The sequence below is a fragment of the Pseudomonas sp. nanlin1 genome (assembly GCF_045571515.1).
Lineage (GTDB): Bacteria > Pseudomonadota > Gammaproteobacteria > Pseudomonadales > Pseudomonadaceae > Aquipseudomonas.
Map to the genome: position 1 here is coordinate 302,356 of NZ_CP124218.1, position 22,596 is coordinate 324,951.

19 protein-coding genes are annotated in these 22,596 nt (G+C 62.3%); 8 read left to right on the forward strand and 11 right to left on the reverse strand.

What is annotated here, in order from left to right; genetic code table 11:
* Positions 1–34: 34 nt before the first annotated feature.
* The 4 genes from QCL65_RS01400 to QCL65_RS01415 all read right to left on the reverse strand — a co-directional run bounded on the left by QCL65_RS01400 (position 35) and on the right by QCL65_RS01415 (position 4,718).
* Positions 35–1,042 (reverse strand): zinc-binding alcohol dehydrogenase family protein, encoded by a 1,008-nt coding sequence (locus tag QCL65_RS01400; protein WP_407314168.1) that lies wholly within the window; start codon positions 1,040–1,042, stop codon positions 35–37.
* Between the two features lie 33 nt (positions 1,043–1,075).
* Positions 1,076–2,332, reverse strand: coding sequence for an amidohydrolase family protein (locus QCL65_RS01405; protein WP_407314170.1), 1,257 nt, complete (start codon positions 2,330–2,332; stop codon positions 1,076–1,078).
* Positions 2,329–3,630: an MFS transporter gene (locus QCL65_RS01410; protein ID WP_407314172.1), complete on the reverse strand. Its 1,302-nt coding sequence runs from the start codon at positions 3,628–3,630 to the stop codon at positions 2,329–2,331. Before QCL65_RS01410 ends, QCL65_RS01405 begins: the two co-directional genes overlap by 4 nt.
* Positions 3,631–3,812: 182 nt before the next feature.
* Positions 3,813–4,718 (reverse strand): LysR substrate-binding domain-containing protein, encoded by a 906-nt coding sequence (locus QCL65_RS01415; RefSeq protein ID WP_407314174.1) that lies wholly within the window; start codon positions 4,716–4,718, stop codon positions 3,813–3,815.
* A gap of 150 nt (positions 4,719–4,868) precedes the next feature.
* On the opposite strand from QCL65_RS01415, the gene QCL65_RS01420 reads away from it, so the two are divergent.
* Positions 4,869–6,107: a M20/M25/M40 family metallo-hydrolase gene (locus tag QCL65_RS01420; protein WP_407314176.1), complete on the forward strand. Its 1,239-nt coding sequence runs from the start codon at positions 4,869–4,871 to the stop codon at positions 6,105–6,107.
* Positions 6,108–6,125: 18 nt separating this feature from the next.
* Here QCL65_RS01420 and QCL65_RS01425 read toward each other — a convergent pair whose 3' ends face one another.
* The 5 genes from QCL65_RS01425 to QCL65_RS01445 form a co-directional block, all read right to left on the reverse strand.
* A complete protein-coding gene (locus QCL65_RS01425; protein WP_407314178.1) occupies positions 6,126–7,199 on the reverse strand; it encodes a polyamine ABC transporter substrate-binding protein in 1,074 nt (357 codons plus the stop codon).
* Between the two features lie 44 nt (positions 7,200–7,243).
* Positions 7,244–7,585: a cupin domain-containing protein gene (locus tag QCL65_RS01430; protein WP_407314180.1), complete on the reverse strand. Its 342-nt coding sequence runs from the start codon at positions 7,583–7,585 to the stop codon at positions 7,244–7,246.
* Positions 7,582–9,006, reverse strand: a complete 1,425-nt coding sequence (locus tag QCL65_RS01435; RefSeq protein ID WP_407314182.1) for an NAD(P)/FAD-dependent oxidoreductase — start codon at positions 9,004–9,006, stop codon at positions 7,582–7,584. Before QCL65_RS01435 ends, QCL65_RS01430 begins: the two co-directional genes overlap by 4 nt.
* 57 nt (positions 9,007–9,063) lie before the next feature.
* On the reverse strand, positions 9,064–9,864 hold the full coding sequence (locus QCL65_RS01440; protein WP_407314184.1) for a helix-turn-helix domain-containing protein: 801 nt from the start codon (positions 9,862–9,864) through the stop codon (positions 9,064–9,066).
* Between the two features lie 96 nt (positions 9,865–9,960).
* A complete protein-coding gene (locus QCL65_RS01445) occupies positions 9,961–11,490 on the reverse strand; it encodes an amidase (protein ID WP_407314186.1) in 1,530 nt (509 codons plus the stop codon).
* 246 nt (positions 11,491–11,736) lie between these two features.
* On the opposite strand from QCL65_RS01445, the gene QCL65_RS01450 reads away from it, so the two are divergent.
* Complete coding sequence (locus QCL65_RS01450) at positions 11,737–12,972, forward strand: NAD(P)/FAD-dependent oxidoreductase (RefSeq protein ID WP_407314188.1); 1,236 nt, start codon at positions 11,737–11,739, stop codon at positions 12,970–12,972.
* 138 nt (positions 12,973–13,110) lie between these two features.
* Here QCL65_RS01450 and QCL65_RS01455 read toward each other — a convergent pair whose 3' ends face one another.
* Together QCL65_RS01455 and QCL65_RS01460 are read right to left on the reverse strand one after the other, a co-directional pair.
* Positions 13,111–14,301, reverse strand: coding sequence for an MFS transporter (locus tag QCL65_RS01455; RefSeq protein WP_407314190.1), 1,191 nt, complete (start codon positions 14,299–14,301; stop codon positions 13,111–13,113).
* 105 nt (positions 14,302–14,406) lie between these two features.
* Positions 14,407–14,532, reverse strand: coding sequence for a hypothetical protein (locus QCL65_RS01460; RefSeq protein ID WP_407314192.1), 126 nt, complete (start codon positions 14,530–14,532; stop codon positions 14,407–14,409).
* 302 nt (positions 14,533–14,834) lie between these two features.
* Here QCL65_RS01460 and QCL65_RS01465 point away from each other — a divergent pair, with 302 nt between their 5' ends.
* From QCL65_RS01465 to gabT, 6 genes are all read left to right on the forward strand, one after another.
* On the forward strand, positions 14,835–15,887 hold the full coding sequence (locus QCL65_RS01465) for an ABC transporter substrate-binding protein (protein WP_407314194.1): 1,053 nt from the start codon (positions 14,835–14,837) through the stop codon (positions 15,885–15,887).
* Positions 15,888–16,099: 212 nt separating this feature from the next.
* Positions 16,100–17,020: an ABC transporter permease gene (locus tag QCL65_RS01470; RefSeq protein WP_407314196.1), complete on the forward strand. Its 921-nt coding sequence runs from the start codon at positions 16,100–16,102 to the stop codon at positions 17,018–17,020.
* Positions 17,020–17,817, forward strand: coding sequence for an ABC transporter permease (locus tag QCL65_RS01475; RefSeq protein WP_049861594.1), 798 nt, complete (start codon positions 17,020–17,022; stop codon positions 17,815–17,817). Before QCL65_RS01470 ends, QCL65_RS01475 begins: the two co-directional genes overlap by 1 nt.
* A 207-nt stretch (positions 17,818–18,024) precedes the next feature.
* Positions 18,025–19,485 carry an NAD-dependent succinate-semialdehyde dehydrogenase gene (locus QCL65_RS01480; RefSeq protein ID WP_407314199.1) on the forward strand — a complete coding sequence of 487 codons (1,461 nt, stop codon included), beginning with the start codon at positions 18,025–18,027 and terminating at the stop codon, positions 19,483–19,485.
* A gap of 91 nt (positions 19,486–19,576) precedes the next feature.
* Positions 19,577–20,665, forward strand: coding sequence for an ABC transporter ATP-binding protein (locus tag QCL65_RS01485; RefSeq protein ID WP_407314201.1), 1,089 nt, complete (start codon positions 19,577–19,579; stop codon positions 20,663–20,665).
* 206 nt (positions 20,666–20,871) lie between these two features.
* Positions 20,872–22,164: a 4-aminobutyrate--2-oxoglutarate transaminase gene (gene gabT, locus QCL65_RS01490; RefSeq protein WP_407314203.1), complete on the forward strand. Its 1,293-nt coding sequence runs from the start codon at positions 20,872–20,874 to the stop codon at positions 22,162–22,164.
* Positions 22,165–22,596: the final 432 nt, after the last annotated feature.

The following is a 22,596-nucleotide window of genomic DNA, read 5'->3' on the forward strand; positions in this document are numbered from 1 at the left end:
GGCCCCGATCTGTTTTATGCGCACCTGCGTTAGGTTAGAACCCTTCCAGGACCACTTTGCCTTTGGCCTTGGCGCTTTCGATCAGGCCATGGGCCTTGCGCAAGTTGGCCGCGTTGATGGTGCCGAAATGCTCGCCCAACGTGGTCTTCAGAACGCCTTGGTCGACCAGCGCTGAGACTCGTTCCAGTAGCTCGTGCTGGCGAATCATGTCGGGGGTCTGGTACAGCGAACGGGTGAACATCAACTCCCAATGCAGCGACAGTGCCTTGCGTTTCATCGGCACCACGTCGAGGGTTTTCGGGTCGTCGATTAGCGCCAGCTTGCCCTGGGGGCGCAACGCTTCGACCAGTTGCTCGAAGTGGCTGTCAGTGTGGGTCAGGCTGGCGACATAGGTCACTTCACCCACGCCCAACGCTTGCAGTTGCGGGCTCAGCGGCTGATGGTGGTCGATCACATGATGGGCGCCCAAGCCTTCTACCCACTGGCGGGTTTCGTCGCGCGACGCCGTGCCGATCACGGTCAGGCGGGTCAACTGGCGGGCCAATTGCACCAGGATCGAGCCCACACCGCCGGCTGCGCCGACGATCAGCAGGCTGTCACCTTCGCCCCCGCCTTCAGGCACGCCCAAACGGTCGAACAGCAACTCCCAAGCGGTGATGGCGGTCAAGGGCAGGGCGGCGGCATGGGCGTCGTCGAGGGTCTTGGGCTTGTGCCCGACCAAGCGCTCGTCCACCACGTGCAATTCGCTATTGCAGCCGGCACGGTCGAGGGCGCCGGCGTAAAACACTGCGTCGCCGGCCTTGAACAGTGTCACTTCGGCGCCGACGCTGCGCACCACGCCAACGGCGTCCCAGCCCAGCACGCGCGGCTCACTCACGGCCACGCCGTTGCGGATTTTGGTGTCCACCGGGTTCACCGAAATGGCCCGGACCTCCACCAGCAGGTCGCGTGGGCCGGGGGTAGGGGCGGGCAGTTCGATATCGATCAGCGCGTCGTCGGCGCTAATCGGCAAACCGTTCTGTGCGTAGGCAATGGCTTTCATGGCAGGGCCTCAGTCATGGAGAAAGTAGGCCGCCTACATTACATTTTTCTGCACCTGCCCGCTTTGAATGATCATCGCCAATTGCTCACCTTGCCCTACCAGGCAGTCGATTGACGCAAGCGGGTTACCGTCCACCACCAGCAAGTCGGCCAGCGCACCCGGCGCGATACAGCCCAGCTCGCCCTCGCGCTGGAGAATTTTCGCGGCCACGCTGGTGGCGCTTTGGATGGCCGCCAGGTTGCCCAGCACTTGCGCGCGGATCTTCAATTCATAGCTCTGGTACTGGTGCATTTCGCCGAGCAGGTCCGAGCCGTAGCCCATTTCCACCCCCGCCTCTGCGAACAGCTTCAGGGCATTGCGCCCAGCCTGGCGTACGTCTTCGATCTTGGCCACGGACTCTGCGGGCAGGCCGGCGGCGGCACCATGCTCGGCGAGCATTTCATAGGTCACTTGGGTCGGCACGGCAAAGGCGCCTTTGGCGGCCATCAATGCAGCGGTTGGCGCATCCACCAGGTTACCGTGCTCGATGGTCCGGACGCCGCATTCCACTGCTCGGCGAATGGCCCGGGCGGTGTAAGCGTGGGCCATGACGTAGGTATTGGCCGCGTGTGCTTCGTCGACGATGGCGCGGATCTCCGCCTCACTGTATTGGGTATTGGCGATCGGGTCGGTCGGCGATGAAACGCCGCCCGACGCCATGATCTTGATCTGCGTCGCCCCTTGTTGCAGCTCTTCGCGCACCGCAAGGCGCACGTTATCGACGCCGTCCACTACCCGTGCGATCGCCCCCGCGCGGAAGCAGCACGAGCACGGCTCGCTGAGCAACAATTCGCCGCGGGCGCGCATGTCACCGTGGCCACCGGTTTGCGACAAGGCTTTGCCCGAGGCAAAAATCCTCGGCCCCGGCACCAGGCCCAGGGCAATCGAACGCGCCAGCGCCCAGTCGGCACCGCCGGCATCGCGCACCGTGGTGAAGCCGCGCTGCAGCATGGCGGCCAGGATCGGCAATGCTCGGTACAGAATGATCGCGTTAGGCTGTAGGGCGTTGACGCCCAGGTTGGCATTGGACGCCAGAACGTGCACGTGGCAGTCGATCAGGCCGGGCATCAAGGTGCGCCCGCCCAGGTCGATGACCTGCGCATCGCCAACCGCCACGCTGCCCTGCTCGCGCACGGCGCTGATACGCTCGCCGTCGATCTGTACTTCGAGGCCGCTGAGCAGCTCGCCTTTGCCGGGGTCGAGCAATTGCCCATTGCGCAGGATCAGGCTTATCGTGGTTTTGCCGGTCATGGGTAGGCTCCTTTGAAAGTGGCTGTGGCCGGGGCACTGCGGTCCCGGTACAGCACTGCGCCGCATGCACTGACGGCGGCGGCGAACATGATGTAAAAAGCCGGCGCGACGTTGCTGCCGGTGTTGGCGATTAGCCAAGTGATGGTAAACGTGGCGAAACCGCCAAAAATCGTCACGGCAAAGTTATAGGCCACCGACAGCCCGGTGGAGAGCACATGGCTGGGCAGCAATTCGCCGAAGGCCGCCAGGATCGAGCCGATGTAACAGGAAATCAGCACCCCCATGATCACCTCGAACACCAGCAGCGAGGCCAGCCCGGGCGCCTGATTGATAAAAAGGAAGAGCGGGTAGGCCACGACAAAGATCGCCAATGCCGACCCCAGTAACCATGGGCGGCGCCCCGTGCGGTCGGCGAGCAGGCCGACGATCGGTGTCGCGACAATCAGCACCGCGCCGCCGAGCATGCCAGCGCTGAACCCCATCCAGCTCGGCAACCCCAGCACTCGGGTGGAATATGAGGGGATGTAAAACAGCACGGCGTAGGTGCACACCGTCCACAACACCACCAGGGAGAAGCCGATCAGAGTTTCCCGAGGGTAGCTGCGCAGCACTTCGCGCAGGGGCGATTCGGCGCGTGGGGTCTGGTTGTACACCGGGGTTTCGTCGATGCGGCTACGGATGTAAAAGCCCACCGGGCCGATCAAGGTGCCGATGATAAAAGGCACGCGCCAGCCCCAGCTTTCCAGTTGCGCCTGGGTCAGGTAGCTGGACAGCAGGGCACCCAGGCCCGAGCCCAGCAGCACTGCCACGCCGATGCTGGCTTGTATCCAGCTGGAATAGAACGCTTTGTGCCCAGCGGGTGCATGCTCGGTCAGAAAGGCGGTGGCACTGCCCATTTCGCCGCCCGCAGAAAAGCCCTGCAGCAGCCGCGCCAGCACGATCAGCACCGGCGCGATCAAGCCTATTTGCGCGTAGCCCGGCGTCACCGCAATGATCAGCGTGCCCAGCGCCATCAACAAAATGGTCAGCGACAGCGCCGCCTTGCGGCCACATTTGTCGCTGTAGATCCCCAGCACAATGCCCCCCACTGGGCGCATGAAAAACCCGACGCCAAAGGTCGCCAGGGCTAACAGGTAGGAGCTGAGTTCATCGCCGGTAGGGAAAAATACTTTGGCGATGATGACCGAGAAGAAGCTGTAAACGGTGAAGTCGAACCACTCGAGGCCGTTACCGATCACGGTGGCGACGATGGCTTTGCGGGCTTGAGGGTTGTGCGGCGGATTTGTTATGTCGTTCACGGATGTCTCCTGCATGCGAATCACGCAGGGAGCAACCCCGCGGAACGTAAGGGCAGAGAAGAAAGTTGAAGAACGTTTACAGGGTCTATTGCCCTGCTGAGCGCAGGATAAGGTGGGCAACTGGATACGCGACAACGCTCATTACGCAGATTTGCATGCGCATTACGCATGCAATCCCTTAGCTAGCGGCCGCCTTCACCGACCTGCGTCGCCAGCCAGCGTTCGAACGCGCGCGCCGCGCGGCTGGGAAATTGCCCGGCGGGGTTGAGCAGGTAGTAGCCGCCTTGGTCGCCCACGTACTCGGCGCAGGCGGGCACCAGCGCCCCTGAGGCCAAATGCCCATCGATCATAGGCCGCCACCCCAGCACAATGCCGCGCCCGGCAATCGCCAGGTCAACCATTACAGGGTAGTGATTGACCGTCAGCCGCTGGCCGATCAGCGAAGCGTCCACGCCTTGGCGGGCGAACCAGTCGGCCCAGGACAACCACTGGCGCTGGCCGTCTTCGAGCATCAGCAAGCGGTGTTCGAGCAGTTGCGCCGGCGCCAGCACCTGCCCCCCCAGGTAACCCGGCGCGCAGTACGCCCCGACGGATTCCGCGAACAACAAGCGCCCGTCCAGGCCGCTGGGCGAGCCCGAACGCAGAAAGTACACCGCCAGATCAAACTCGGCGCGGGCCAGGGACGCCAGGCCGTCGACCACGCGCAAGCGCACATCCACCGCCGGAAATTCATCGGCATACCGCCCAATCAACGGCCCCAGCCATAGCGCCGCCACCCCCGTGGAGCAAGCCAGGGTCAATTCCTGCTCGCCGGTGTGGGTCATCACCTGGGCGGTTACCTCTGCACAGTCGGCCAGCAAGCGTTGCACCGCCTCGGCATACACCTGGCCGGCCACCGTCAGATGGATACGCTTGTGCTCGCGGCGAAACAACGTGCGCCCCAGAAATGCCTCCAGCTGCGCCACCTGCCGGCTGATCGCGCTCTGTGTCAGGTGCAACTCCAGCGCCGCCCTGGTAAAGCTGCCATGGCGCACGGCGGCCTCGAAGGCGATCAGGTTTTGCAGCGGGGGGAGGGGTTCGATGCGCATGGGCGGCAAGCATCTCCTGTTTGGGGCATGGGCGCATTGGCGATCTTCTCAATCCATTCGGGCAAACGCTATCGCAACGTTGAGTGCCTAGGCGCCTTGAGGTACGTTCCCTCCACGCCTTTTACTTTTAGAAACAAGGATCGATTCAGCATGCGTGCATTTCCCCGCTCCCCCTTGGCCCTGCGCCTGGGCCTTGCCCTCGCTTTAACCGCACTGGCGCCTAGTGTGATGGCCGCCCCGCACAAACAAATCCAGGCTGATGCCGAGCAATACCAGGGCGAAGCGTTAAAGCTGCTCGAACGCTTGGTGAACATCGATTCGGGTTCTGGCTACGCGCCGGGTCTGAATCAGGTGGGTGGCATCGCCATCGAAGAACTGAAAAAACTCGGCGCCACCATTGAGCTGGTGCCTAACACACCGGACAAGAGCAACCACGTACTGGCCACGCTCAAAGGCACCGGCACGAAAAAAATCCTGTTGATGGCGCACATGGATACCGTCTTCAAAGAAGGCTCGGCAGCCGAACGTCCTTTTCATATCAAAGACGGCCGTGCTTATGGGCCGGGGGTGATGGACGATAAGGGCGGGATCGTCGCGGGTATCTATGCGCTGAAAGTCCTGCATAACCTTAACTACAGAGATTACGCGCAAATCACGGTGCTGCTCGACGCCAGCGAAGAAACCGGCTCGGACATCGCCACCGATCTGATCAAAAAAACCGCTAAAGCCCATGACATCACCCTCAACCTCGAACCGGGTCGCCCGGCCGATGGTTTGGTGGTGTGGCGCAAAGGCAGTGCCACCGCCGTGGTCGACGTTAAAGGCAAGGCCTCCCACGCCGGCGTCGCCCCGGAGCTGGGCCGCAACGCGGCCATGGAGCTGTCGCACCAGGTGCTGCAGTTGGGCAAACTGGGCGACGAGGCGAAGAAAACCACCATTAACTTCACCGTGCTCAAGGCCGGCGACCGCACCAACGTGATCCCTGACCAAGCCAGCGCCAAGGCTGACGTGCGTGCTGCCGTGCCGGAAGAGTTCGACCGTATCGAACAAGACCTGGCCAAGGTCTCGGCCAACAAGCTGATCCCCGACACCGAAGTCAAAACCAGCCTGCAACGCGGCCTGCCGCCCATGCCGCAAACCGCAGAGTCCGATGCGCTGGTCACCATTGCCCAGGGCATCTATGGCGAACTGGGCCGTACCCTGACCATCGAAGGCAGCGGCGGGGCGGCGGATTCAAGCCTTTCGGCCAGCGTTGGCACCCCGACCCTGGACGGCTTTGGCATCGTCGGCGGGAACATCCACACCCCGGAGGAATACGCCGAGGTGGGCAGCGTGGCGCCGCGTATTTACTTGTTGGCGCGGATGATCATGGAAGTGGGCAATAAGTAACGCCGCCCGGCACCGTTTTCATTGACCGTTCTTGACCCGGCTCCACACCCGTGTGCGCAGCCGGTCATCCTCCAACGCCATGGCCTGCAAGACGAACAGCTTCTTCATGACGCTTTCGGGCGGGTAGACCATGGGGTCATTGAGGATGGCTTTGTCGATCAGGCCCTCGGCGGCGGCGTTGCCGTTAGCGTAATGCACGTAGTTGCTGATGCCGGCAATCGCCTTGGGCTCCAGCAGGTAATTGAGGTAGGCATAACCGGCCGCCTCGTTAGGCGCGTCGGCGGGCATGGCGACCATGTCGAACCACATCGGCGAGCCTTCCTTGGGGATGGCATAGGCGATCTGCTGGCCGTTCCCGGCCTCGTTGGCGCGTGCCGCCGCCTGCATCACGTCCCCGGAGAAGCCCACCACCAGGCACACATCACCGTTGGCCAAATCGCCGGTGTATTTGGAGTTGTGGAAGTAGCTCACATAGGGGCGCACCTTGAGCAACAGGGCTTGGGCTTTGGCGTAGTCGGCTTTGTCTTTGCTGTGGTGCGGCAGGCCCAGGTAATTGAGGGCGATTGGCAAAATCTCGGGGCCGTTGTCCAGCATGGCCACCCCGCATTTGGCAAGTTTCTGCATGTTTTCCGGTTTGAACACGATGTCCCACGAGTCTATCGGCACATCCCCCAATACCGCTTTGACCTTGGCCACGTTGTAGCCGATGCCGGTGCTGCCCCATAGGTAGGGAAACCCATAGCGGTTGCCCGGGTCGTTCGCCTCCAGGGCCTTCAAGAGCGTCGGGTTGAGGTTGTGCCAATTGGGCAGTTTGCTGCGGTCCAAAGGTTTCAGCGCGCCCGCGGTGATTTGCCGGGCCATGAAATGGTTGGAGGGAAACACCACGTCATACCCCGAGCGCCCGGCCATTAGCTTGGCGTCGAGCACTTCGTTGCTGTCGTACACATCGTATTGAGTGGGATGGCCCGTCAGGGCCGTGAAATTTTGCAGGGTCTCTGGCGCGATGTAACTGCTCCAGTTGTAGATCTTGACGGTGTCGGCCGCGTGCGCAGTGGACGCGACCAGCAATAACGGAACGATTGACTTCAGCATGCGAGACCTCAACCTTTGTTCTAGACATTAGGGGTGAAGGCAGTTCAGAAAATCAGCACGTAACTTTTGCGAACGGTTTCTTGTACATCCCAGACGCCCGTGGTGTTCGCAGGGAACATCAACGCGTCGCCGGCCTGGATAAGCAGGGGCTCACCGCCATCGGGGGTGAAGGTGCAGCGGCCCTGAATGAAATGGCAAAACTCCTGTTGCGTGATCTGTCGCCGCCAACGGCCAGGGCTGCACTCCCAGACCCCCGCTTCGACGCCGTCCTCGCGCTCTACGCTGGCGGTAGCCACGTGGGCGAGGGGCTCACCCAGGGGTAACCCGACAGCGCTTGGCTCACTGAGCGGCAACTGGGCGGTATTGCGAAAATGATCGATCTTCATGCAAACGGCTCCTTGGACTGCATCAGACGTTCCATGCCACTGGCCAGCCCTTGGGCGATCTGGCGGCGCCAGCGCGGCGCATGGAGGTTGGCCAATACCTGATCTTCATGCACGAAGCTCTGGATAATGGCGTTGTAACCCAGCCAGCGCAGAGGCTCAGGCTCCCAGCGTGGCAGTGAAGCCAGGGGGCGATCGCCCAGCACCCAGGGCTGGCGAGTCAATTCGTTGTCTTGACCTAAAATCAGCGCGGCCACCGTGCGCCCCCCCAGGTTGCTGGCGCCCACGCCTTCGCCCCCATAGCCTCCGGCCAAGGCCACCTGCTGGCGGCGGTCGGCGAGCATGTGCGGGTGAAAGCGCCGGGCCACGCCGAGGTTGCCGCCCCAGGCGTGGGTCAGGCGCACCTTGCGCAGCATCGGAAACAGTTCGCTGAACAGCCGCTGGCGCAGTGCTCGTTCGTCTTCGCTAAGGTTGAAGTCACTGCGCAAGCGGCCGCCGAAGCGATAGCCACCGCGCGCGCCGAATACCAGGCGGTCGTCGCGGCTACGTTGGCCGTAGGTCACCTGTCGGCTGTTTTCGCTGAACGCCTGGCCCTGGCTCAGCCCGATCTCGGCCCATACGTCGGCCGGCAGCGGCTCCGTGGCAACGATCAGGCTCTGCGCCGCCAGTTGGTGTTTATTCAGTGGCGGCAGCGCGCTGGCATAGCCTTCCACCGCAGGCACCACCCAGTCGGCACGCACCAGGCCGTGCTCGGTGCGCACCTGCCCAGGCTGCCAGCCCAGCACCGCACTTTGCTCAAAAATGCGCACGCCCATGCGCTCGACGGCTTCTGCCAAACCGCGCACCAGCCGCGCCGGTTGCAGAGTCGCGCAGTGGGGTGAATAAAGGGCGCCGTAGGCCTGGGCTACATTCAATTGCTCGCGCAAGGCCTGAGGGCTCAGCCAGCGGTAGTCGTCGTCACCCAGACCTTGGGCGTGGGCGGCTTCGAGCTGTTCGCGCAAGCGCCGTTCCTGCTCGGGGTAGCGCGCCGCGCAGTACAGCACGCCGCCTTTACGCAGCTGGCAATCGATACCCTGGGCCTGGCAGACCCTGGCCACTTCGTCGGGAATGTCATGCAGCAGTTGATAGCCCGCCTGGCGTTGCGCGGCGGGCAGGGGGCCGAGCAGCCGATCTTCGCCCAACAGGTTGCCCATCAGCCAGCCGCCATTGCGGCCGGACGCGCCGAAACCGGCGATCTGTGCTTCGACGATCACGATGTTCAGGTGCGGAGCTTGCTGTTTAAGGTAAAAGGCCGTCCACAGGCCGCTGTAACCGGCGCCGATAATCGCCACATCCGCGTGCAGATCCTGCTGCAACTTTGGCCGCGGCGTTAGCGCCTCGCCCAGTTGCTCCATCCACAGACTTACCCCACGCCACCCAGCCATCCCATGCTCCATCGGTTGATTGCCGACAGAGATTAATGCGCGACGGCAGCGGCTGTGTTATCTGCGGGTACGCGCGCAATGGGCTTTCAACCACGCCTTGGGGGTACAACCCGTGTGGGTGCGAAAAGCTTTGTAGAAGGCCGAGGTGGAATTGAAACCGGCACTCACCGCCAGGGCATCGATGGGCGCGGTTTCGCCGTGGCTGGCCAAGCGCTCCAGCAGGTAGTGCAGGCGGGCCTGGGTCACGTAACGATAAAAGCTTTGCCCCAGCACCTGGTTGAGCAGGTACGACAGCTGGTTACGGCTATACCCAGTGGCGCTGGCGATCCGCGCCAGGTCCAGCTCTGGGTCGAGGAACGGCTGTTGCTGCGTGAAGTAATCGGCCAGGTCACGCGCCATAAAACTCAACTGCCGCGCCGACAGCCCCAGCTTGCTGATAGCCGGCGCCTGGCGCCCGGCCCGTGGCTCGCCCTCGCGCACCAACGAGGCATATTCATTGATACGCAGAATCAGCCCGTCACCTACCGTAATCGCCTCACTGGAGCGAAACACCACCCGCTCGCCGCTGCCTTGCAAGGCGGTCTGATACTGGATAAACGCCGTGCAACCGTCGGCGCGGATGCGGTCGTTGTGCTCTAGGTATTCATCCGGCTGGCGCGGCAACGTCCCGCTGATGTACTCACGCAACTCGGCCAGGCCCATGCGTCGGTTCTGGAAAAAGTCGTTGTACTGCACCTGGGGGTGGTACAACGCCAGGATCGCCTCCAGGTCGCGGTGCTTCCAAGCCAGGTGATAGCGGCTCACCACGTCGAGGGTGAGCGCGGTCTGTTCGGCGGTGTCGGGCGGGTCGATGGGCATGGTGGGCTGGGCGAGTCTAGTGGTTGTAGGACTGAGCCCACAGAATACCGCTGACTCGCCAGCGCGTGGTCTTACCTCGACCATTTCCATGCTCAGCTAAACGCTGGACGTTCCCTTGAAGGCCTGCGCCTTGCTGGGTGATCCACTTGGCGGATCGGTTACGATGGATTTCAGGTCCACCGCCAGCGCAGCCAACTTCAGCAGATCCGGGCGCGGGCGCTGCAGTTGGGGATCGTTTAGCGTGGCCTTCTCGATCTGCGCGGCGCAGCGCAGCAGTTGCAGATCCTGGCGAAAGGGCGCGATGACTTGTAGGCCAAATGGCATGCCCTTGTGGTCCAGGCCGCAGGGCAGCGAGATGGCCGGGTTAGTCGCCAGGGTCACGACGTAGGTCAGGGACAGCCAGCGGTAATAGTTGTCCAGGGCCACGCCGTTGACGGCGGCCAGGTGCGGTTCGATCCACGGGAAAGGCGACACCGGGGTGGTCGGCGCAAGGATCAGATCATAGCGCTCGAATACGGCCTGGAACCGGCGATAGATGCGGGTCTGCTCAGCGGCGCCCCAGGCGCAGTCTTCCAGCGACAGGGCGGCGCCGAGTTCATAGTTGGCCCGTGGGTTGGGGCCAAGTTTGTCAGGGTTATCGCGATAGGCATCGCGCAGCCCTGCGACAAAGCTCTCGGCGCGCAGAATATCGAAACAGCGGTGGGCGTCGCCTAACTCGAAGTCCACGGGCTCGCAGCTTTTGAACTGGCCCGCCAACGCCTTGACCTTGAGCTGAAACACCTTACGGACCTCGTCGTCCACTTCGCAGCAGCCGAAATCTTCGGTGTAGCCGACCCGCAAGCTGCCGAGGTCGATTTCAGCCAACCGCGCGAAGGTATCGGCCGCGATCGGGTAGCTCAACGGGTCGCTGATATGCAGGCCGGCACTCGCTTGCAGCTGCAGGCAGGTATCGGCCACGTCCCGGCCCATGGGGCCCACCACCGAGATGGGCGTCCACCCCAATAGCCGCCGCTCGCTGGGCACCAAGCCCGGCGAAGGGCGCAGGCCGACCACGCCACATTTGGCCGCCGGGATGCGCAGTGAGCCACCGGTGTCGGAGCCGCTGCACACCGGCAGCATGTCGGTCGCCAGGGCTGCCGCCGAGCCGCCGGAAGAACCGCCAGCATTGAGCCGTGGGTCGAACGGGTTACCGGTGGCGCCCCACACCGGGTTGCGCGTGTTGGCGCCCGCGCCCATCTCCGGCACGTTGGTCTTGGCGGTAACGATGCCGCCCGCCGCGCGCAGCCGCGCCACCAAGGCATTGTCCTGGGCCGGCACGTGGTCCTTGTACAGCGGTGAGCCGTAGGTGCTGCGCAAGCCCTCGGTGTTCTCCAGGTCCTTGATGCCCATCGGCAGGCCGTGCAGCAACCCCAGCGGTTCACCCGCCAGCACCGCGCGTTCCGCTGCATGCGCCTGTGCCAACGCGCGCTCGAAATCCGTGGCGGTGACGGCATTGACGTAGGGGTTGAGCGCTTCTATACGCTCGATACACGCCTGCATCAGCTCCACCGGGGAAATCTCACGGCTGCCGATCAGTGCGCGCAGCGCCACTGCGGATTTTTCAACCAGCTCGTTTGCGTGTGTCATCGAGGTATCCGTTGCCAGTAGATCGGGCGCAACTCAAGAGCGACGCGTCAGAGTGCCCCCAATCTAATGGGCAACCAGCGATGCCACAATTTCAAACTTTCGAAACGAACATTGCCGATTCGGCATTGCTAACGCGGCTTGCTTCGGCTTTTGTAAGAATTGCCGAGTGTGGACGACGGTGCCCGCCTCAGGGTCTATCTTTAGAACGTACTGGCTTGGCCGCTTTTACGGATAAGGGGAGGTCGCTTGAGCGAACAACAGGTCGTGGTGCTGGGGGCAGGCATGGTGGGCGTGTGCACGGCGCTGCACCTGCAACGCCGGGGTTGCACGGTAATCCTGATAGACAAGGGCGAGGCAGGTGGCGAAACGTCCTACGGTAACGCCGGTATCATTCAGCGCGAGGCGGTGGAGCCCTATGCCTTTCCTCGGGACTTCCTCAGCCTGTTCAACGTGGCCAGCAAACGCGACACAGCCGTCAATTACCACCTAAGGGCACTGCCCCAGTACGTGCGGCCTTTGTTCCACTACTGGGCCAACTCCGCGCCCAGCCGTTATGGCGCGATCGCCCAGGCCTACCGTACATTGATCGAACACTCGATCAGCGAGCACTCGGTACTGATCGAGCAAAGCAACGCCCATGACCTGATCACCCGCACCGGCTGGATCCAAGCCTTCCGTAGCCCCCACCTGCTGGACGCAGCCAGCCGCCGCGCCGAACGCCTGAGCGACTACGGCGTCACCTCGCAAACCCTGGACCGCACCGCGCTGCAGGCACAAGAGCCAGCCCTGCAGAACACCCTGATAGGCGGCATCCACTGGCTGCAACCCTGGTGCTGCAACGAACCCGGCGAACTCGTCCAGCGCTACCTCGCCACCTTCATCCGCCTAGGCGGCCAACTGCTGCGCGGCGACGCCCGTACACTGCGCCAAGCCGGGGCCGGATGGGCCGTGCAAACCGAACACGGCCCCATCGAAGCCGCCCAAGCCGTGGTCGCCCTAGGCCCCTGGTCCGCGCAGCTCTTGCAAGCCATCGACTACCGCCTGCCCCTATTCGCCAAACGCGGCTACCACGCCCATTTCACCGGCGGCGCCACCTTGAGCCGGCCCGTGATGGATGCGGAAAAAGGCTACATGCTGGCCCCAATGAAACGCGGCACACGCCTCACCACCGGCGCCGAATTCGCCCCACTCACCGCGCCCGCCACCCCAGTACAACTGACCAAAGTACAAACCGCCGCCCGCCAAATCCTCGCCCTGGGCGCCCAGCTCGAAAGCACGCCTTGGCTAGGTGCTCGTCCCTGTACGGGTGATATGAAACCCATTATCGGGCCAGCGCCGTTGCACAAGGGGCTGTGGTTTAACTTTGGTCATGCTCATCAAGGATTCACACTGGGGCCGGTGAGTGGGCGGTTGCTGGCGGAAATGATGGTGGGGGAGGAAACGGTGGTGGAGGCGGGGGCGTTTGATGCGGGGCGGTTTTGAGGGGGCATTTGGGTTGTGGGCTTAATCGACGCGCAACAAAAAGCCTCGGTAGGCGAGGGCTGAGCGGGGATATTGTTGCGGATAGCCGGTTGGGGTGTTTTGCTGTCTAGATGTCCAGTGCAAATGTTGGTCCTGTATTTAAGTTTTTTCGCCTTGAATCGACGCCCCCAGTAGATAAAAGCAGCCCCCAACAACAATGAAAATTGACAGCATGTAAAACATCCACTGAGGAGGGTAGGATGCCAAAACGAGACCACATAACACCGGCCCCATAGCACTGCCTAAATTAGACAAATTTTGAGCGCCGTAGTACATCCCGCGTAGCTTGGGAGGAGCAATCCTGTCTATGAACATGTACTCAGTCGGAAAAACAATGATCTCACCGATAGTGAAAATTATCATCGCAAGCGCCCAATGAAGCAAGCTGGTCGCCATGGCGAAACCCACGACGGCCATTAAGAAAAGGCTTAGCCCCAAAATCAGCCACAAATTTAGCCGCTCAACCGAAATACGGCGCCCGATCATATACTGGAGACAAATGACAACCGCTCCATTCACGGCGACTACAGTGCTAATAATTTCATAAGCACGCTCAGGCGTGCTGGTAGTCACTAAATATTGGGATATGTAGGCGGAAAACTGTCCAAAGACGACGGCGCTGAACACGCCACCAAGCGTAAAGCAAACAAGGCGACGATCCTTTAATAGGAGCCTACCGACTGATAGAAATGAGGACGTTCCTTCGTGAGACTGCTCTGTTGCTGACCCTCGCTCACCGTGCATCCAATAGGCTACGAAGAAAATGACTCCTAAGCATGCCGAAATTATAAATGGTAGCTTCATTGATAGCTGAGCAAGCCCAGCCCCTATAAATGGGCCTACGGCATACCCTACGTTTATAAGCGTATAGCGGATTGAGAAGACACGGCTTTGTTCGTATATTGGTAAAAGTCTACCAAATTCGGCTTTGACTACAACATCCAATACGGAAAATGCAAAATTAAATGCAACTAAAAACCCAAAAAAGAGCCAAAGGTTTGGTGTTGCACACATGCCCGCAAATCCAGCAATGAAAAACATCGTAAAGCAAAGAATCAAGCGATAACGGTGGAAGCGGTCAGTTAAGTATCCGCCATAAACACTCAGCAAAGATCCCAAAATCATTGATCCACCTAGGATTAGGCCGGTATCACCCACTCCCAAGTTGAAGTTTTTAGAAAGGTAAATGATCAAATACGGAAGCGTAACCGCGCGCCCAAGCGTTAGCAATAATGATGAGGAGAGAAGCAAATTGATAGTGACTGGGTACTGCTTCAGGACAGCTATCATTTGCAACCTCAGATGGTATTGCAGCTAGAACCAACGCTTGATGGGGCTAATGGCTGATAGGGACTGGCCTAACATCACAGGGTGCTCTTAGATTGTCAAAAGGCATCAGGCTTGCATCAACCCGGTCAATACCAACAACTCGGACACCACCTTGAGCAGTGTGGAATACATCCAGACCGGGGTGATTCTCGACGTGGTGCTGCGGATCAATCCCGGTGGCCTGGTGTACATGGACATCCAGCAACAGTCAGGCACGCCAGGTGACCGACGACTACCGCCAGCAATTGCAGCTGATCAAACCGCTGTAGCAACACAACCAGCCGGGTGGCAGCCCGGCTGGCAGGCGTGCTGCCACCGCGCTGCAGAATGTGCTGCGCGGCCCTGGTTTTTTGCAATAAAACGCTTCCCCGACGCGAATTTGTGACCGTTTGCAGTACAGCGTTACCGGTAAATTGGATACCCAAGGTCCTGCAGAGCGACCGCATGACAACAGTCTCGCGCCTTCAACCTGCCAACTTTCGGGAGTCCTGTACATGACATCGACGACGCTGCGCGCATTCAAACTGACCGGCCTGGCTTTGCTGGTCGGCGCCTTCGGGCAGGCCTGGGCCGAGGACATCACCTTCGTATCGCAGGGCGGCGCCTATCAGGAAGCCCAGAGCAAGGCGATCCTGGAGCCGGCCGCTAAGAAGCTGGGCCTGACCCTCAAACAGGACAGTTCGCCCAAGGCCTACCCGATCATCAAGACTCAGGTGGAAAGCGGCAAGGTCAGCTGGGACGTGGTCGACCTGCCCACCGGCGATTGCCTGCGCGGCGAAGCCGAAGGCCTGTTCGAAAAGCTCGACCCAGCGTTGATCCCCAATGCCGCGCAGCTTCCGGCGGAGCTCAAAGACGACTACACCGTGGGCTACATCAGCTACTCGACCGTGCTGGCCTATCGCACCGATGCCTTCAAGGGCGAAAACGTCCCCAAGACCTGGGCGGATTTCTGGGACACCAAGAAGTTTCCCGGACAACGCTCGCTGCGCAACCTGCCGCGCCCTACTCTCGAAATTGCCCTGATGGCTGACGGTGTGGCGCCCGACAAGCTGTATCCGCTGGACGTGGAGCGCGCCTTCAGGAAACTCGAGGAAATCAAACCGCACATCGCCACCTGGTGGACCTCGGGCGGGCAATCGGCGCAGCTGATCAGCGACGGTGAAGTGGACATGATCCAGGCCTGGAATGGCCGCATCACGGCCGTGCAGGCCGACGGTGCGCCGGTGGCGTTCGACTACAACCAGGGCGTGCTGGAAACCAACTCGCTGTGCGTGCTCAAGGGCACACCGCACAAGGCGGCGGCGATGAAGTTCGTCAACGAGGCCATCGATGCCAAATTGCAGGCAGCGCTGCCGATGATCATCGACTACGGCCCGCTGAACCCGGAAGCCTTCAAGACCGGCACGATTCCCGCCGAGCGCGCGGCCAAGCTGCCGTCTTCGCCGCAGAACATCTCGCGTCAGGCACTGCTGTCGGCCAAGTGGTGGGCTTCTCAGGAAGGGGTGAAGGCTGAAGAGCGCTGGCTTTCCTTTGTGCAGAAGAAGTAGGGGAGTCAGGGTAGCCCTCTGCCCGCGAAGGGGCCAACGCAGTTGCTGCTGTCGCCCGCCCTCAATACGAAACAAACCACTTGCGCGCGGGCCGTTTAAGCCCGCTTCGTTCTTTGGCTTGTCGGTACATTGAACCCTGAGGGTCGCCCTGACCGACCGACAACAAGCTGCTTGCGCTGGTCCACCGGCGCTCGGCCGTGAGGAATCGTTCCATGTCCAACGCCTATCTCGCCAAACCCATGCCCGACGCCCACCGTGAGCCACCGGCAAGCAATGCCGATGCCCTGGCACGCGAGGAGCGTCGGGAAAACACCTCGATGTTGCTGCTGCTCGCCCCGGCGTTGTTCATGGTGGTGGTGCTGCTGATCCTGCCGATGTGCTGGCTGGCGTTCCAGTCGGTGCAGACCGAAGAAGGCTTCTCGCTGGCCAACTACGCGCGCATCTTCGAAGAACGCATCTACTGGGACACGTTCTACCTGACGTTCAAGATCAGCCTGATCGTGACCCTGTTGTCCATCGTCATGGGCTTTCCCATCGCCTACGCCGCCTCGCGCCTGCATGGCTTCTGGGCCAACCTGATTCTGATCTGCGTGATCCTGCCGTTCTGGACCAGTGTGCTGGTGCGCTCCTACGCCTGGCTGGTGTTGCTGCAACGGCGCGGCGTGGTCAATCAGACTTTGCTGGACCTGGGCATCATCAACCAGCCGTTGAACATGATGCACAACACCACCGGCACGGTGATCGGCACCCTGCACGTGATGCTGCCGTTCATGGTGCTGCCGCTGTATTCGGTGATGAAGAAAATCCCGCAGGACCTGATGCAGGCCTCCGAGAGCCTGGGGGCAAAGCCCTTCTACACCTTTCGCCGTGTGTTCCTGCCGATGGCCGCGCCCGGTGTGATGGCCGGTTCCATCCTGGTCTTCGTGATCTGCCTGGGCTTCTTCATCACTCCTGAACTGCTCGGCGGCGGCCGCACCATCCTGGTGTCGATGCTGGTGCAGCGCAACGTCGAGCTCTATCACGCCTGGGGCGCCGCGAGTGCGGTGGGCCTGGTGCTGTTGTTCGTGGTGTTCCTGATCTTCTGGGGCATCAACCGCTTCATCCCCATCGAACGCATCCTGGGAGCACGCTGATGAATACGCTTGCCTACCTGCGCCAGCTCCGCCTGTCGCACGTGCTGTTCACCGTGCTGGTCGCGGCGATTCTGCTGTACCTGATCGTGCCGGTGCTGATCGTGGTGCCAATGTCGTTCTCCGAGGCGCGCTTCCTGCAGTTCCCGCCCAAGGAATGGTCGCTGCGCTGGTACGAGGCCTTTTTCCAGAGCGCCGAGTGGATGTCGGCGGCGCGGGTCAGTCTGATCACGGCGGTGGTGACCACGGCGGTCAGCCTGCCGATCGGCATGGCTGCGGCCTACGCCATCAACAACTCGAGCCTCAAGGTGATTCGTACCCTGCAGATCGTATTGCTGCTGCCCATGATGGTGCCGATCATCCTGATCGCGGCGGGAGTGTTTTTCGTCTACGCGCGGGTGGGGCTGATCAGTTCGCTGACCGGCCTGGTGCTGGCGCACATCATGCTGGCCCTGCCCTACGTGATCATCGCCCTGCTGGCCGGGCTGCGCAATTTCGACATGTCCCAGGAAATGGTCGCGCGCAGCCTGGGCATGAACCGTTTTCGCGCGTTCATGGCGGTGACCCTGCCGCAGATCAAGCCCAGCGTGGTTTCGGCGACCCTGTTCGCGTTCATCACTTCGCTGGATGAAACGGTGGTGGCGCTGTTCATCTCCGGGGGCGACAACCAGACCCTGACCAAGCGCATGTTCACCGCGCTGCGCGACGAGATCGACCCGACGATCGCGGCGATCAGCTCGATCCTGATCCTGGCGTCGCTGATTCTGGTAGTGGTGGCCGGGCGGAATAAGCAGGGGTGATTTCAGGAGTGACTGATCCGGCCTCTTCGCGGGCGGCGAGCCCTCTGCCCGCGAAGAGGCCAGAACTGACACCCCCCCAGCACAGCCTGCCGCCACCCCACCGCAATTCAGCATCCACGCCCCGCCGCGTGCCCCATCTCGGCATCGGCCACTGCGCGGACATTTCTACACTGGGTCCATCGTTCGGACTGCAAAGGCACCCTGATCATGTTGAAGCACTCACTGCGTGACCCTTCCCTGCTCGTCGAGCAGGCCTACGCCGACGGCCAGTGGATCAATGCCGATGACGGCGCCACCCTGGCGGTGACCAACCCCGCCGATGGCAGCACCATCGCCCACGTCCCGGCCCTGCAAGGCGCCGAAACCCACCGCGCGATCGCCGCGGCTGAAGCCTGTTTCGCCACCTGGCGCGAAGTGCCGGCGGCCGAGCGCGCCAAGCTCCTGGAAAAGTGGTACCAGCTGATCATGGACAACCAGGAAGACCTGGCGCTGATCATGACCGCCGAACAGGGCAAGCCCCTGACCGAGTCGCGCGGCGAAATCGCCTACGGCGCAAGCTTCGTCAAATGGTTCGCCGAGGAAGCCCGGCGCATCTACGGCGACACCATTCCTTCACCCACCGCCGACCGCCGCATTCTGGTGCTCAAGCAACCGATCGGCGTGGTCGCGGCGATCACCCCGTGGAATTTCCCCAATGCCATGATCACCCGCAAGTGCGCGCCGGCCCTGGCCGCCGGCTGCCCGGTGCTGGTCAAGCCCTCGGAAATGACCCCGCTGTCGGCCCTGGCTCTGGCGGTACTGGCCGAGCGCGCGGGCATTCCGGCTGGGGTGTTCAACGTGCTCACCGGACTGCCGGCAGGCGTGGGCGGCGAAATGACCAGCAACCCGGCCGTGCGCAAGCTGTCGTTCACCGGCTCCACCCGCGTGGGCCAACTGTTGATGAGCCAGTGCGCCTCGACCATCAAGCGCCTGAGCCTGGAACTGGGCGGCAACGCGCCGTTCATTGTGTTCGACGACGCCGACCTAGACCTGGCCATCGCCGGAGTCATGCAGAGCAAGTTTCGCAACGCCGGGCAGACCTGCGTATGCGCCAACCGCATTCTGGTGCAGGACGGCATCTATGCCCGTTTCGCCGACCGCCTGAAGGCAGCCGTGGCCGACCTCAAGGTCGGCGATGGTCTGGCCGAGGGCGTGACCATCGGCCCGTTGATCAATGCTGCGGCGGTGGACAAGGTGGCGCGCCACATCGGTGACGCGGTGGAAAAAGGCGCTACCGTGGCCATTGGCGGGTTGCCGCAAAACGATGGCCTGTACGTGCAGCCCACGGTGTTGCTGGACGCCAACGCCGACATGCTGCTGGCCGGTGAGGAAACCTTCGGCCCGGTGGCACCGCTGTTCCGCTTTCATACCGAAGAAGAAGCTATGGCACTGGCCAACGCCACCCCCTACGGCCTGGGCGCCTACTACTTCACCCAGGACATGCACCGCGCCTGGCGCGTGGGCGAGCGCCTGGAGTTCGGCATGGTGGGCTTGAACACCGGGATCATTTCCATGGAGGTGGCGCCATTCGGCGGCATGAAGCAATCGGGCACCGGCCGCGAGGGTTCCAAGTACGGCCTGGATGAATTCCTCGAAGTGAAGGCCTGGCACATCGGCGGGTTGGGGTGATGGTGGGGTAGCAATGAGGGCCTCTTCGCGGGCAGAGACCTGCACTGACACCCTTGCGAAACGATATTCTTGATCTCTTGGAGCACCACAGATGAATTTCACTGAAGGTTTCGAATCGGTCAGCGTCAACCAGGTCAGCAAGCACTACGGCAGCCTCAAGGCGCTGGACAACGTCAACCTCAAGGTCGAAGCCGGCGAGTTCATGTCGTTGCTCGGCCCATCGGGCTCGGGCAAGACCACCCTGCTGAGCATCCTGGGCGGGTTTATCCGGGTAAGCTCCGGCCACATCCTGTTCGGCGAGCGCAACGTTACCCTGATGCCGCCGCACAAGCGCGAGATTGGCGTGGTGTTTCAGAACTACGCCCTGTTTCCGCACATGACCGTGGGCGAGAACGTGGCCTTCCCCTTGCGCGCCCGCGGCGAAAGCGCAAGCAAGAGCCGCGACCGGGTCAAGCAGGCGCTGGCAACGGTCGAACTGGGCGGCTACGAAGAACGTTCGATCGCAGCGCTTTCCGGCGGCCAGCGCCAGCGCGTGGCCCTGGCCCGGGCCATCGTCTTCGAGCCCAAACTGATTTTGATGGACGAGCCGCTGTCGGCCCTGGACAAGCAGCTGCGCGAAACCATGCAGATCGAATTGCGGGCCCTGCACAAGCGCCTGGGCGCGACCATGATCTACGTGACCCACGATCAGCGTGAAGCGCTGACCATGAGCGACCGCATCGCCATCATGCGCGGCGGGCAACTGGTCCAGGTCGACACCCCTCGCCGCCTGCACGATCACCCTTCGGACGACTTCGTCGCCAGCTTCATCGGTGAAAGTACCTTGGTGCCGTTGCAACGCGGCGCGGACAACGGCTTGACCCTGGGTGCCACGCCGCTGCGCACCACCCGGCCGGTCCCGGTTTCGGGCGATGTGTTCCTGGCGCTGCAGTCGGAAAAACTGCTGCTGGACAGCGCCAGCGCCGGGCCTGAGTGGAACCGCTTGAGCGGGCGGGTCGCCGACATCGTCTTTCAGGGCGAAAGCCTGAAGGTTTTCGTCGACCTGGACGGCGGGCCGACGGTCAGCCTGCGCCAGCCCAGCCACCACGAAGGCAACCTGAGCCTGCCACCGATCGGTTCGCCGATGCTGATGCGCCTGCACCCCGAAGACACCATCGTAGTGCCCCGCGCCGGGGTTTGAGGAGCTCAGTGCAGGCTCTTTTCGCGGGCAGAGGGGCCAGCACTGACACCACACCAACCAAGCAACCTAAACAACCGAATCTACCGCCCCACCCGCAAAAAACAGGCAAACACCCCACCACAGCCCGCAACTTCGGTGCTTGTGATTTGCGCCACTCCTTATCCTGATCACATCACCCGCCACGCTCGGCGCTCACGGAGATCGAGATGAATTCTGCACTGACCGAAAACCAACGCCTGCTTGCCCTGCGCGAACAACACGTTCCCCGTGGCATCGCCACCGCCCACCCGGTAGTCGCCGCGAGGGCCCAGGGCGCCGAGCTGTGGGACGTGGACAACAAGCGCTTTCTGGATTTCGTCGGCGGCATCGGCGTGCTCAACGTCGGCCACAATCACCCGGCCGTGGTCGAGGCGGTGCGTCAGCAGGTGGGCAAGGTGTCCCATGTCAGCTTCCAGGTGGCGGCCTACGAGACCTACATTGACGTGGCGGCGCGGCTCAATGCCCTGATCGGCGGGGACGAGCACTACAAAACGGTGCTGTTCACTTCCGGCGCCGAAGCAGTGGAAAACGCCATTAAGATCGCCCGCAGCCATACCAACCGGCCGGCGGTGATTTCGTTCCGCGGGGGCTTTCACGGCCGTACCCTGCTGGGCGTGACCCTGACCGGCATGAGCCAGCCCTACAAACAGAACTTCGGCCCGTTTCCGGCGGAGATCTATCACGCCAGTTACCCCAATGCCTACCGCGGCATCAGCAGCGAGGACGCCCTGGCGCAGTTGCACGAACTGTTCGCCAGCGACGTGGCACCGGATCGCGTGGCGGCGATCCTGATCGAACCGGTGCAGGGCGACGGCGGCTTTCTGGCCGCGCCGGTCGAATTCCTCCAGGCGCTGCGCGCACTGTGCACGCAACACGGCATCGTCCTGATTGCCGATGAGATCCAGGCCGGTTTCGGTCGTACGGGGAAAATGTTCGGCTTCCAGCATGCCGGTATCCAGCCGGATCTGGTCACCGTGGCCAAGTCCCTGGCCGGTGGCATGCCGCTGTCGGGCGTGGTCGGTCGTGCCGAAATGATGGATGCACCGACCCCAGGCGGTTTGGGCGGGACCTATGGGGGTAACGCCGTGGCCTGCGCGGCGGCACTGGCGGTGCTGGACCTGTTCGAACGTGAGGACCTGCTGGCCCGGGGCGAGCAACGCGCGTTGCAGTTGCGCGCCGGCTTGCTGGCATTGCAGACACGCTACCCGCGCATCGGTGAGGTGCGTGGCCTGGGCTTCATGCTGGCGATCGAGATGGTCAAGGACGATGCCGCGCACAGCCCGGATGTCGACCTCACCCAACGGGTCATCGACGAGGCGCGCCATGCGGGGCTGCTGGTGATCAAGTGTGGTTTGTACCGCAACGTAGTGCGTTTCCTGGCGCCGCTGGTGACCACCGAGGAGCAGGTGGCAGAGGCCTTGCAGATGCTCGACAAGGCATTGGCGAAGGCGGGAGCCTGACTGTGGGAGCGGGGCGGGCGGCGAGCCCTTTGCCCGCGAAGAATGCGCCGCGGTTTGTCTGATACACCGCGGCGCTCTTTTCGCGGCCACGGACCGCTCCTACGCCGGAGAAGCTGTAGAAGTCTGCAGGGAAGCCACTCATACCGTCGCTCGGGAGCCAATCATGAAAGTCACACGGTATAGGGCGCTGGGGTTCTCCTATGCCACTCTGGTCGACCGTGAACGTGGCATTCTCGAAGGCCTGCGACCCTTGTCGGTGCGCAGCCGAACGCCCAGCAGCGACGAGCAACTGCTGCACGCCTATCGCGAGATCGCCCAGGAGCTTGGCCAGGCGGGCGGCAACGCCAGTGCCAGCGCTTTCCACGGCCAGCTGTACCAACGCATGGCGCACCGATTGCATGTGATTCCCGGCTGGGATGAAAGTGTTGCCTT